The following is a 12,593-nucleotide window of genomic DNA, read 5'->3' as shown; positions in this document are numbered from 1 at the left end:
ACCATGATCGAGATCCGCGACGTCACGCGCAGCTACGGCGCCTTCAAGGCGCTGGACAATGCCTCGCTCTCGATCAGGGAGGGCGAGTTCTTCTCCCTGCTCGGGCCTTCCGGCTGCGGCAAGACCACACTCTTGCGCATGATCGCCGGCTTCGACACGCCGACCAGCGGCTCGATAGCCGTCGACGGCCAGCCGATGGACGGCATCCCCGCCAACCGCCGGCCGACCAACATGGTCTTCCAGAGCTACGCGATCTTCCCGCATCTCAATGTCGAGCAGAATGTCGCCTACGGGCTGAGGCGGCTGAGGCTCGACGCCGGTGAGGAGAAGCGTCGCGTCGAGGAAGCGCTGGCGCAAGTATCCCTGACCGGCCTCGGCAAACGCCGCGCCACCGAGCTTTCCGGGGGCCAGCGCCAGCGCGTGGCCTTAGCCCGCGCGCTGGTCATGCGACCCAAGGTGCTGCTGCTCGACGAGCCGCTTTCGGCGCTGGACAAGAAGCTGCGCGAGCAGATGCAGGTCGAGCTGCGCCGCCTGCAGCAGGCTGTCGGCATCACCTTCGTGCTGGTTACCCACGACCAGTACGAGGCCTTGGCAATGTCGGACCGCATCGCCGTGATGTTCGGCGGCCGCATCGCGCAGGTCGCTTCGCCGAAGGAGATCTACCAGCGCCCCGTCAACCGCCAGGTCGCCGACTTCCTCGGTGGCATGAACTTCGTCAAGGCCGAGATCGTCGAGGAGAACGGCGCCTCGCTGGTGCTCGACACGCTGGGTTTCGGCCGCGTCAAGACGGACAAGCCGAAGGCCTTCGTGCGCAATGGTGGCAATGCGACACTTGGCATCCGCCCGGAGCGCCTGCGCGTGTTATGGGACAATGCGACGGCGAAATTCGAAGTCGCCGGCAAGGTCGTCGAGCGCCACTATTTCGGCGAGATCACGCATCTGATCGTCGAGATACCGGGGCTCGAAAAGCCGCTCTCGGTGACCGAGACCAACGATTTCGGTGCCGACGACATCCCGGTCGGCACCTCGATCCGTCTCGGCTACGACCCGGAGGCGCTGGTGGCGATGGCCGACTGAATCTTGCCGGCCGCGATGCGGCCAGCGACGATCGCGCCTTCGACATAACCGGGGAAAGACGGCGACACTTCCGAAGCAGCGAAATAGACGGGCGGCGCGCCGGCGAGGATGACGCGCTCGGCATCGCGCGCCGTCACATCGACGATGAGGTCGCTATAGGCGCCGCCGCTCCAGCGGTCATGCGTCCAGTCGCGCGCGCTGAAATCGACGACGTCGGCGGCCCGCGGCCCGAGCGCCTCGACAAGCCGCGCCGTGACTTCCGCGCGCAACGCCGCCGCGCCGAGCGGGTGCCAGCGCAGCGCCAGCGGCCCGCCGACAAACACGACAAGCGCGGCATGATCGGCGTCCGTGCTGGCGTCGCAGGCGAACAGCCCCGGCTGGTCGCGCCACATGACCATGCCGCACAGGTCCCGCTCGCGCCAGAACGGGCTGGCATAGCGCACCAGGATCTTGATCACCGCGCCGCTTTCCCAGACGCCGAGCGCGCTTGCGAGCGCCGGCGGCAGGGCAGGGGCGAAGTCGAGCTTCGCGGCCATCGCCGGCGGCAAGGCGACCAGCGCCGCGCCCGCCTCGATGACGCCGCCGGCCGAGACGACGCGGACGCCCTGCCGCCCGCGCTCGATCCGTGTCGCGGCTTCGCCGAGCCGCAGCCGATCGCCAAGATCTCGCGCCAGATCGTCGGCCAGCGACTGCATGGTCTCGCGCAGGAAATATTGCAGCTCGAACACCTCGTTGGTGATGCGGCGATCATTATCGATCAGGTACCACAGCGGCACCTTGTCCAGCGCCAGGCACCACAGGCCCTCGATCATAGACCGGAAGGCCGCCTTGGCGTCGGCCGTATCCCTCTGCCGGTCGAGCCATGCCGCGACGGTCAGCCCGGCGATCGACGGATCGTCCGGCTCGATGCGGTTCATGCGCTCGCGGATCGCCATCGCGACCTGGTAGGTCCGCTCGGCTTCCTCGACCGACATCGAAGGATGGGTGATGAACTCGCCCTCGACATAGGTTTCGACGAAGGTCTTGCCGCGCGCCTTGGCCAGCGCTATCAGCTCGGGCATGTCCTGGCACAGGAACTGGCCGCCGCTGTCGATCAGCTCGCCAAGCCCGTTTGGCCTGGCTTCCACGCGCCCGCCGACGCGGTCGCGTGCCTCGAGGACAAGGAAGTCGATGCCGGCGCGCTGAAGGTCGAGCGCGGCGGACAGGCCGGTGAAGCCGGCGCCGACGATGACGACGTCGGTCTTTTCGATGACATTGCTCAATAGCCGGCCTTGATCTTCTCGAACTCGGCGACCATGCGCTGCTTGAGGTCCGGCGCCACCGGCTGCTGGAACAGCGTCTTGTCGAGGAACTTGTCGAGATTGTCGAAGCCGCGTTCGGTGAGCAGCTTCTGGTCCATCGCCGCCATGCCCGCGCTGTTGCCGTGACCGTAGCCGAAGGTCTTCACCATATACTCCGAAACATCCGGCGCGTTGACGGCGTTGAGGAAATCATAGGCCTGATCGAGCTCGCCCGGCGCGTCCTTCATCAGCACATAGCCGCACACCCAGGTCGAGATGCCTTCCTTGGTGTCGCGGTTCATGGCGATCGGCATGCCCTGCCCTTTCAACGTCACATAGGTCTCGTTCCAGCCCCAGACCAGGTCGACCTCGTTGCCCGTGAAAGCCTGGTTGAGATCGGTGTCGTCGGTCCAGTAGAAGCGGATGTTCTTGTGCACGTCGCGCAGGAAGGCGGAGGCTTGGCTGAATTGCTCGTCCGTCATCTTGGTCCAGTCCTTCAGGCCTATGACCAGGCTCGCCAGCGCATAGGCGTCGTCGACATTGTCGCCGATGGTGACGCGGCCCTTGAATTTCGGATCGGCGAAGATCTTCAGCGACTGTGCCTCGTCCGCCGTCACCCTGTCGGTGCGGTAGAGCAATGAGGTGTTGCCCCAGTCGAAAGGCATGAACCAGGCCTTGCCATCGGCGGTGGTGGCGAGATCCTTCATCGCCATAATGCCTGGATTGAGGTCCTTCCAGCCGGCGATCTTCGAGGTGTCGAGCGGCTGCAAGAGGCCGGCTTCGCGCCACTTCACCACGCTTTGCGAGCAGGGATGCGCGACATCGGCCTTGAAGCCGGCGCGCATCTTCTCGAAGGCCTCGTCCTCGTCGCCGAAGAAGGAGAAGGTCGGCTCGGCGCCATATTTGGCGGCATAGGCGGGGTGCAGCAGCGGATCCTCGTAGCCGGACCAGTCGAAGACGACGAGGTCGCCGCCACCTTCGGCAAGCGCATGGGCGGAGCCCGCGCCAACAGTGACGACGGCGGCAAGAACAAGGCGGCGAAGCATGGTTTTCATGGCGCGAGAAACTCCCCCATCGCGAACATATCGAGGGAGGTTAGCGCATGACCTCGAAAACCGGAACTCGGTTTTCGGAAGGGAAGCATGCGCCAGGTAGGAAATCCTCCAGCGCCCCTGGGGCGCTGGAGGAGAATTCCCGGGCTTTGGCGAGCCCGCTTACCTTGCTCTGCTTTGCAAGTGGGCGTGCCGCTAAAATTCGGCCTAATAGCCGGCTTTGATCTTCTCGAACTCGGCGATCATCTTCAGCTTGAGGTCCGAAGGCAGCGGCTGCTGGAACAGCGTCTTGTCGACGAACTTCTCGACATTGTCGTAGCCCTTTTCCTTCAGGATCGCCGGGTCGACGCCAGCCATGCCCTTGGCATTGGCCTGGCCATAGCCCCAGTCCTTGACCAGCGTCTTGGCGACTTCGGGATCGTTGACGGCGTTGAGGTAATCATAGGCCTTGTCGACGTTGCCGGGCGCGTCCTTGAACAGCACGTAACCGCACACCCAGGTCGAGATGCCCTCGTCGGTGTCCTTCTTGGACTTGATCGGCACGCCGGCCTTGACCGACTGCACCGTCGCATCGTTCCAGGCCCAGGCGAGATCGACTTCGCCGCCGCTCAAAAGCTGGACGATGTCAGTGGTGTCGGTCCAGTAGGAGCGCACATTCTTGTGCACCTGGCGCAGGAAGTCCGACGCCTGCTTGAATTGCTCGTCCGTCATCTTGGTCCAGTCCTTGAGCCCGATGGCAAGGCTGGCCAGCGCGTAGGCGTCGTCGACATTGTCGCCGATCGAGACCCTGCCCTTGTATTTCGGATCGGCGAACACCTTCAGCGACTGCACGTCCTTTTCGGCGATCTTGTCGGAATTGTAGGTGAGCTGCGTATCGCCCCAATCCCACGGCATGAACCAGGCCTTGCCGTCGGACGTCGTGGCGAGATCCTTCATCGCCATGATGCCGGGATTGAGATCCTTCCAGCCGGTGATCTTCGACGTGTCGAGCGGCTGCAGCAGTCCCGCCTCGCGCCACTTCACCACGCTCTGCGAACAGGGATGGCCGATATCGGACTTGAAGCCGGAACGGATCTTTTCGAAGGCCTCGTCCTCGTCGCCGAAGAAGGCGAAGGTCGGCGAGTCGCCGTTCTTCTCGACATATTTCGGATGAAAGCTCGGATCCTCGTAGCCGGACCAGTCGAACACGATCAGGTCCTTGTCGGCGGCGACGGCGAACGCCGCCGCCGAGGCGGCGAGCGCGCTGCCAAGCGCCAGGGTCAATGTCAGGCGTCGGCTGAGTTTCTTCATGCTGTTCCATCCTCTTTTGGTTTTGCCGGTCTTGTTTGGCCGGCTGTTGCTAAGCCTGGCTTTTGCTAGCCCCAGTTCTCGCTAGTCATAGTGTTTCGGGAAGGCAGAGGCCAAAAATGCGTTGGCCGACTGCAGCGCGGTTTCGCGGGTCGTGTCCTCCGTCCCCATCATCAGCCGCAGCCACAGGCCCTCGAGCATGGCGCTGAGCGCCAGCGCGATGACCTGGGGATCATAGGCGTAGCCGCCGCTCTGTTTGAGCGTCGTGCATAGGTCGATGAAGACCTGCTGGTAATAGGCGTCGCGCGAGCTGCTCAGCGCCTGGTAGGTCGGCCGCGACTTGGCCTCGCCCCAGAAGGCGAGCCAGGCGGCAAGCTTGCGCTTGTTGCAGATCGAGCGGTCGAAATCGGCCCACACCAGATGCTGCAGCTGTCGCGCCGGATCGTCGCCCGCCTTCTGCAAGGCCGTGCGCCAATGCGCCGAGTACTCGTCATACATGTGCTGCAGCGTGGCGATGAGCAGCTTTTCCTTGCTCTCGAAGTGGAAGTTGACGATGCCGCGCGAGAGGCCCGCGCCATCCGCGACATCGGCCATCGTCGTTTCGGCATACCCGCGCTTGGCGAGGGAATCGATCGTGGCCTCGATCAGCTGCAGCTGCCTGACCTCTTTCGAGGCCTTGCGACCGCGTCTTTCGGCATCGCCTTTTTGCGCCGTTTCGGAGAGAGCATCGCTCGCCTCAGTCTTCATGGGTGTGACGGTCTCCAGCATCGCCGGCTATCCAACCGGCTTCCAACCGCGCAGATGAGTGGGACGGTGCTCGCCACTGTCAAGCACCTTCTGCATCGCCTCCCAGGTCTTGATATTCTTGTCGACATAGGCCGCGCCGACCGCCACGGCAGCCTGCGCGTAAAGCGGCCCCTTGAGCCGCGCCAGTTCCTCCCGCGCGACCTCGCGGTACCATGGATTGCGGTCGCGCACCGTGATGTCGGTGAAGCCGGCCCTCCGCATCGCTTCCGCATAGCGCGCCGGCGAGGCCATGGCGAAGGAGAGCCCTTCGGCCGCGACATAGGCCTTCATCTCAGGCGACGGCTCGCCGTCATGCCCGATCATCCAGTTCGACGCCGCAAACACTCCGCCCGGCTTCAGCACACGGAAGATTTCGGCGAACAGCGCGTCCTTGTCCGGCACGTGCAGCAGCGCGTCCTTGGAGAAGACGACGTCGAAGGACGCGTTCGTGAAAGGCAGCGGCCCCGGCGGCGCCTGGACGAAGCTGACGCGGTCCTCAAGACCTTGCCTGATCGCCCCTCGCCTCGCCGTTTCGATCACCGGCTTCTCGACATCGAAACCGGTGGCTCGAGCCGCACCGTGCTTTGCCACCAGATGCAGCGTGATGCCGCCGGCGCCGCAGCCGATATCGAGGATCGTCTTGCCCTTGAGCGAGAGGCCTTCGACCACGCAGTCGACCTCGTCCGGACCGCCCGGCGACAGGTAGCCCTCGCCCCACAGCGCTTCGAGGAAGCGAATGGCGGTGTCGTCATATTCCGGCTCGGCGTCAGCCGTCGCGATCATCGGATCTTCAACCCCAAATGCCGATGTGGATCAGTCCAGAAATGCTGGCAAAGCCTAGCGCATCAACAGGAAAACGCAACACCATTTGTTGAACATTCATTCAATATGGCTGGACAAAAAACTGTGATCCGTGCCAAATTCGACTGACCAGGGAACAAATCGCACGGAGCAATTCCAGGAAAAGTGTGAAGCGGTTTTCCGTCCGGAATTGCGAGAAAACAACAAGATAGGGCGGCCGGATGGAGGGTGAGCGCGTATGAAGGCATGGGACGCGATCGTCATTGGCGGCGGTCACAACGGGCTGGTCAATGCCTGCTATCTGCAGCGCGCCGGGCTGGATGTGCTGGTGGTCGAGAAGAACGACTGGGTCGGCGGCGCGGCCACCAGCCGCGAGCTGACGCCGGGCTTCCTCTACTCCAACTGCTCCTATGTCTGCTCGCTGTTCCGGCCCGAGATCATGCGCGATCTCGAGCTGCCGCGTTTCGGCCTGCAGGTGATCTCCTACGAGGGCGGCGCGGTGTTCACCCGCGACGGCGACTACCTTGCCAACTACCGCGACCACGACGCGCATCGCCGCGAGTTCGCCCGCTTCTCGAAGCGTGATGCCGAGGCCTATGACCGCTATTCGCGCGACGTCACCAGGCAGTGCCGCTTCATCCAGCCGCTCTTGATGCGCACCGCGCCCGACCCGACCAGCTTCAAGCCGCGCGACCTCGGCGAGTTGCTCTATCTCGGCAAGAAATTCGCCGGGCTCTCGGCTGAAGAGATGGCGCTGACCCTGCGCTTCTGGACGATGTCGATCTCGGACTTCCTCGACGAGTATTTCGAGACCGACGTTATCAAGGCGAATTTCGCGCTGTCGGGCATCATCGGCACCGCGCTGGGGCCGATGTCGCCCGGCACCGCCTATGTGCTGCTGCACCATTATATGGGCGAGGTCGACGGCTCGGTCGGCGCCTGGGGCTATGCGCGCGGCGGCATGGGCGCCGTCACCAGGGCGCTGGCCGCCTCCTTCAAGGCCAGCGGCGGCACCATCCGCACCGGCGCCGAGGTCGACCATGTGCTGATCAAGAACGGCAACGCCAAAGGTGTGGTGCTTGCCGGCGGCGAGGAGATCTACGGCAAGCTCGTCATCTCCAATGCCGACGTCAAGCGCACCTTCCTGAAGCTGGTCGAGGAGAAGGAACTGCCCGACATTTTCCTGCGGCGTGTGCGGAATTTCAAAATTCGCGGCTCATCCGGCAAGGTCAACATTGCGCTGGACTCCCTGCCGGAATTTCCGGCTCTGCCGAAAGATTCGCCGGTCTATCGCGCCGACATGCATTTCACTGATTCCATCGGGCGCATGGAGCGCGGCTACGATGACTGGAAGGCCGGGCGCTGGTCGGCCGATCCCTTCCTCGACATGATGATCCCGACCACGCTCGATCCGACCATGGCGCCGCCGGGCAAGCACTTCATGAGCTGCTTCGTGCAGTATGCGCCGCCCAAGATAAACGGGCGCGACTGGACCGACGCCGACCGTGACGGCTTCGCCGAAAGCGTGATTGCGCAGATCGCCGAATACTCGCCCGGCTTCCGCGACCGCATCGTCCACATGGAGGTGCGCACGCCGCGTGAGATCGAGGCCGAGGTCGGCCTTACCGAAGGCAACATCTTCCAGGGCGAGCTCACCTTCGACCAGCTGCTCTTCAACCGCCCGGTGCCGGGCTACGCGCAATATCGCTCGCCGGTCGGCGGACTCTATATGTGCGGCTCCTCCACCCATCCGGGCGGCGGCGTCATGGGCGCGCCCGGACGCAACGCCGCCGCCGAGATCCTGCGCGACCTCGCCAAGCCAACCCTGCACATGAGCCCGGCCCATGACGTCATCTGATTTGAACTGGGACGCCATCGTCATCGGCGGCGGCCATAACGGCCTCGTCGCCGCCGCCACGCTGGCGAAGGCCGGGCGCAAGGCGGTGCTGCTCGAGGCCGGCAACGAGGTCGGCGGCGCCGCGCGCACCGAGGAATTCACGCCGGGCTTCCGCGTTTCGGCGGTCGCCCATCTGCTCAACCGTCTGCACCCCGACGTGATGAAGACGCTGGAGCTGGAGCGGCACGGGCTGACGGTCGAGCGCGGCGATTTCGTGCCGTCGGTGGCGCTGTCGAAGGACGGTCCGCTCACGCTGCACGGCGCCTATGGCGAGGTGCTGACCGGCGCCAGCACCTCGGAGCAATCCGCCTGGAAGGAGCTGCGCGCGCAATCGCTGCGCTATGCCGGCGTCCTGAAACCATTCCTGTCGCGCCGGCCGCCGAATCTTGGCGACATGTCGCTCGCCGAAATGACCGGGCTCGGCCAGACCGCGCTGGCGCTGAAAAGGCTCGGCAAGGAAGACATGCGCGACTTCCTGCGCGTGCTTTTGATGAACGTCTACGATCTGCTCGACGAGCAGCTTTCGGACGACCGGCTGAAGGGTCTGCTCGCCTTCGACGCCACACTCGGTTCGCATCTCGGCCCGCGCTCGCCGACCTCGCTGCTCGGCCTCTACTATCGGCTTGCCGGCGAGATCGGCGGCCTTGCAGGCGCGCAGATACAGCCGAAAGGCGGCATGGGCGCCGTCGTCGCCGCCATCCGCTCGGCGGCCGAGAAAGCAGGCGTTTCGATCCGCCCAGCGTCGCCGGTCGCCAAGGTGATCGTCGAAAAAGGGCGCGCCGTCGGCGTCATCACGCAGAAAGGCGAGACGCTACGCGCCAGGACCGTTGTTTCCGCCATCAACCCGGCGACCACGATCCTCGACCTGGTCGGCCCGCGCGAGGTCGATACCGGCTTTGTGCGCAAGGTGAAGAACATCCGCATGAAGGGCGATGCGGCGAAGCTTCATTTGGCCCTCGACCGGCCACCGCAATTTTCAGGCGTCGACGCCGCCGGCCACAAGGGCCGCCTCGTCATCGCACCGTCGCCCGACCATGTCGAGCGCGCCTTCAACCCGTCGAAATATGGCGAGTTCTCGCCCGAGCCGGTGATGGAGATCACGCTGCCCAGCCTCGCCGATTCCTCGCTTGCCCCTTCCGGCGCCTGCGTGCTGTCGGCGGTGGTGCAATACGCGCCCTATGCATTGAAAGAGGGCTGGGCCGCCGGCAAGCCGCAATTCCTGAGGGCGATCATGGCGCAGCTCGAAGCCTATGCGCCCGGCATCGGCGCGACGGTGCGCCATGCCGAGCTTCTGACCCCGGCCGACATCGAGGCGCGCTACCGCATGCCCGGTGGCCATTGGCACCATGGCGAATTGCAGGCCGACCAGATGCTGATATCGCGCCCGGTCTCCGGCTGGTCGGGCTACGACACGCCGCTCGAAGGACTGTTCCTGGCCGGCGCCGGCTCGCATCCAGGTGGCGGCATCTCCGGCGCCCCCGGCCTCAACGCCGCGCGCCGCATCATCGCGATGAGGGCATGACCATGGCACAGGCAACCAGGAAGAAGCCCGTCGACACCGAAATCGACACCGCGCTCGAAGCACGCAGCGCGGCCCAATCCCACTTCCGCACGCTGCGGCTCGGCACGCCATTCCAGCCGCGCATCGACGCTCTGGGGCTGAAGCAGGATTGGTACAGCTGGGCCGGCTACCGCGCGCCGCATTCGCTGTGGGACGAGGAGCTCGAATATTTCGCCATCCGCAGCCAGGCGGCGCTGTTCGACATCTCGCCGATGACGAAGTACCGGATCGAGGGTCCGGACGCCGAAGCCTATCTCGACCGCGTCACGCTGCGCGACGTGACCAGACTGAAGCCCGGCCGCGTCCACTACACCGCCTGGTGCGACGACGAAGGCTTCGTCCTCGACGACGGCACCTTGTTCCGGCTCTCGCCGACACGCTTCCGGCTGTGCTCTCAGGAGCGGCATCTGCCCTGGCTGCTGGACAGCGCTTTTCGGTATGACGTCAGAGTCGAGGAAGAAACCGAAGCGGTTGCCGGGCTGGCGCTGCAAGGCCCGACCTCCTTCGCCATCCTGCGCGACGCGGGCTTTGCCGGCGTCGAGCGGCTCAAGGTCTTCGACCTCGCCGAATTCGCGCATGACGGCGCGACCGTCACGATCTCGCGCACCGGCTTCACCGGCGATCTCGGCTATGAATTGTTCGTGCCTGCGGACAAGGCGCTCAGCCTGTGGGACCGGCTGATGGCGGCGGGTGAGCTGCGCGGCATCCGCGCCATCGGCTATACTGCGCTGAACCGCGCTCGGCTGGAAGCCGGGCTGATCGTCGCCAATGCCGACTTCACCACCTCCGAGCACGCCATCCGCACCGATCGCCTGCGCATGCCCGACGAGATCGGCCTCGGCTTCATGATCGATCCGGACAAGGGTCATTTCAACGGCCGCCGCGCCATCCTCGAAGCGCGCGCGAAGAAGAAACTCCGTCATGTGCTGGTCGGGCTGGAGATCGAAGGCAATATCCCGGCCGAACACGCCATCGTCTACTACAAGAAGGGTCAGGAAGTCGGATTGGTCAGCGCGGCCATGTGGTCGCCCATGGCCAAGCGCAACATCGCGCTCGCCTCGCTGCAGCGGCCCTATGGCGACACGATCGTCGACGACCTCTGGGTCGAGATTTACGCCATGCGCGAGCTGCAGTACCAGAAGCTGATGAAGAAGGCGAAGGTGGTGCCGCGGCCCTTCATCAAGCTCGACCGTCGCACCGCCAACCCGCCGGCGGATTTCTGAGATGGCAGGCGAAGCGGAAGACCCGGACACGGAAGCAACCGAGCAGTGGCAGCTGGTCAACACGCCGCTCGGCGAGATGTGGTCCGGCCGCACCCGCTACGCGGCGGCCATGTTCTTCTTCAAGCGCGGCGAGATGAACGCCGAGACGCTGGAGGTCTACCGCATCTGCGCCCGGCTCGACGCGGAAAATCCCTTGCCGATCATCCGCGATCGCGGCATCGGCAAGGAATGGCTGAAACGCATGGGCCACTGCTGACAGCGCGCCAAGACCCTGCCGAGATTAAGGTCAGGCCGAGTCGAAAACAGCGGCTCTCGATAACCGGAGCGGAGCGTACTTAAAGTACGTGAGCACCGGAAGCGCAGAGAGCCACTGTTTGCAGGCCGGCATCACCTGAATATCGGCAGGGTCTCAGCCGATCGTGCGTTCCAGCACACTCAACCAGTTCCGATAGGCGATCTTCTCGATCAGCACGCGCCCGAAACCGCGCGCCGCGAGCGCGTCGATGAGCTTGGGCAGTCCGGCGACGTCGCCGATGGGGGCCGGGATCATGGCGCCGTCGAAATCGGAGCCGAGACCCACGCCGTCCTCACCCAGCGCCTGCAAGAGCGAGTCAATGTGGCGCACCATGATGTCGATGCTGGTGTCGGCGTTCATGCGGCCATCCTCGCGCAGGAAGCCGGTGGCGAAGTTGAGGCCGACCATGCCGCCCGTTTCGCGGATCGCGCCGAGCTGCCAATCGGTCAAATTGCGTGAATGGCCGCAGATCGCATGCACATTGGAATGGGTCGCGACCAGCGGCGCGTCGCTCAAGCCGGCAACATCGCGAAAACCCTTCTCGTTGAGATGCGAGAGGTCGATCATGATCCGGAGCTGGTTGCAAGCCTTGACCAGCGCCTTGCCGGCATCGGTGAGGCCAGGCCCCGTATCGGGCGAGGATGGGAAGCGGAACGGCACGCCATTGCCGAAGGCGTTCGGGCGGCTCCAGACGATGCCCAGCGAGCGCAGGCCGGCGGCATGCAGCACGTCGAGCATGGCAAGCCCGGGATCAATCGCCTCGACGCCTTCGATGTGGAAGACCGCCGCGATCGAACCCTTGGCCATCGCGTCCCGCACATCGCCGGCGCTGCGGCAGACGGTGAGCGCGCCCGCGCGCTCCAGCCGAAACAGGATCGAAGCCATGCCGATGGTCGAGGTGATCGCCTCCGCCTGCGGCAGTTCCGGCGGCAGCGGCTCGTTGTCGCCTGGCGCTGGCGGCACGGCGCTGCGCTTCGACTTCTCGACCGGCGGCGGAAAGATCGCGAACATGCCGCCGGCAAAGCCGCCCTTCCTGGCGCGCGGCAGGTCGATATGGCCGCCCGGTGTCCCCTCGATGAACAGCTTTTCAACGTCGGCTTCCTTCGACTGGTAGAGTCGAAGCAGCGTGTCGTTATGTCCGTCGAAAACGGGGATCAGGTCGGTATCGGTCATCAGGGGGGCCATTCAAATCGGTGACGGGCGGGACGACAGGTTTCGTCCGAGCGAACCGTCAACTTAGGCAAGATGACCGGGCGGTGCAAATGCCAAGGCCGGCTCTTTCCCTTCTCCCCTTGTGGGAGAAGGTGGATCGGCGCGATAGCGCCGAGACGGAT

11 protein-coding genes are annotated in these 12,593 nt (G+C 64.8%); 5 read left to right on the top strand and 6 right to left on the bottom strand.

The genetic code is table 11. From position 1 onward, the window contains the following. Positions 1–3: 3 nt before the first annotated feature. Positions 4–1,077, top strand: coding sequence for an ABC transporter ATP-binding protein (locus tag FJ471_RS25765; protein ID WP_140807556.1), 1,074 nt, complete (start codon positions 4–6; stop codon positions 1,075–1,077). Here the strand turns inward: FJ471_RS25765 and FJ471_RS25760 are convergent. From FJ471_RS25760 to FJ471_RS25740, 5 genes are all read right to left on the bottom strand, one after another. Continuing rightward, positions 1,041–2,339: a flavin monoamine oxidase family protein gene (locus tag FJ471_RS25760; RefSeq protein WP_140807544.1), complete on the bottom strand. Its 1,299-nt coding sequence runs from the start codon at positions 2,337–2,339 to the stop codon at positions 1,041–1,043. The two genes, FJ471_RS25765 and FJ471_RS25760, sit on opposite strands and share 37 nt — an antisense overlap. After that, positions 2,336–3,412: an extracellular solute-binding protein gene (locus tag FJ471_RS25755; protein WP_140807543.1), complete on the bottom strand. Its 1,077-nt coding sequence runs from the start codon at positions 3,410–3,412 to the stop codon at positions 2,336–2,338. The genes FJ471_RS25760 and FJ471_RS25755 overlap by 4 nt, the downstream gene beginning before the upstream one ends. Positions 3,413–3,616: 204 nt before the next feature. After that, complete coding sequence (locus FJ471_RS25750) at positions 3,617–4,699, bottom strand: ABC transporter substrate-binding protein (protein WP_140807542.1); 1,083 nt, start codon at positions 4,697–4,699, stop codon at positions 3,617–3,619. 81 nt (positions 4,700–4,780) lie between these two features. Next, positions 4,781–5,464 carry a transcriptional regulator BetI gene (gene betI, locus FJ471_RS25745; protein WP_140807541.1) on the bottom strand — a complete coding sequence of 228 codons (684 nt, stop codon included), beginning with the start codon at positions 5,462–5,464 and terminating at the stop codon, positions 4,781–4,783. A gap of 6 nt (positions 5,465–5,470) precedes the next feature. Beyond that, on the bottom strand, positions 5,471–6,265 hold the full coding sequence (locus FJ471_RS25740; RefSeq protein ID WP_140807540.1) for a methyltransferase domain-containing protein: 795 nt from the start codon (positions 6,263–6,265) through the stop codon (positions 5,471–5,473). A 256-nt stretch (positions 6,266–6,521) separates the two neighbouring features. On the opposite strand from FJ471_RS25740, the gene FJ471_RS25735 reads away from it, so the two are divergent. From FJ471_RS25735 to FJ471_RS25720, 4 genes are read left to right on the top strand one after another with little or no spacing between them, the layout of a single operon-like run. Then, positions 6,522–8,141 (top strand): NAD(P)/FAD-dependent oxidoreductase, encoded by a 1,620-nt coding sequence (locus FJ471_RS25735; protein ID WP_140807539.1) that lies wholly within the window; start codon positions 6,522–6,524, stop codon positions 8,139–8,141. Further along, positions 8,128–9,702: an NAD(P)/FAD-dependent oxidoreductase gene (locus FJ471_RS25730; protein ID WP_140807538.1), complete on the top strand. Its 1,575-nt coding sequence runs from the start codon at positions 8,128–8,130 to the stop codon at positions 9,700–9,702. Before FJ471_RS25735 ends, FJ471_RS25730 begins: the two co-directional genes overlap by 14 nt. A 2-nt stretch (positions 9,703–9,704) precedes the next feature. Further along, entirely contained in the window at positions 9,705–10,964 is a 1,260-nt protein-coding gene (locus FJ471_RS25725) for an aminomethyltransferase family protein (protein WP_140807537.1), read from the top strand. 1 nt (position 10,965) lies between these two features. Next, positions 10,966–11,220, top strand: coding sequence for a hypothetical protein (locus tag FJ471_RS25720; protein WP_140807536.1), 255 nt, complete (start codon positions 10,966–10,968; stop codon positions 11,218–11,220). Between the two features lie 153 nt (positions 11,221–11,373). Here the strand turns inward: FJ471_RS25720 and FJ471_RS25715 are convergent, their stop codons facing one another. Next, entirely contained in the window at positions 11,374–12,432 is a 1,059-nt protein-coding gene (locus FJ471_RS25715; RefSeq protein ID WP_140807535.1) for a dipeptidase, read from the bottom strand. Between the last annotated feature and the right edge of the window lie 161 nt (positions 12,433–12,593).

The organism is Mesorhizobium sp. B2-7-1, assembly GCF_006440735.1.
Classification (GTDB): Bacteria; Pseudomonadota; Alphaproteobacteria; order Rhizobiales; family Rhizobiaceae; genus Mesorhizobium.
The sequence above is the reverse complement of the archived record's forward strand: the minus strand, read 5'-3'. Positions and strand labels throughout refer to the sequence as shown.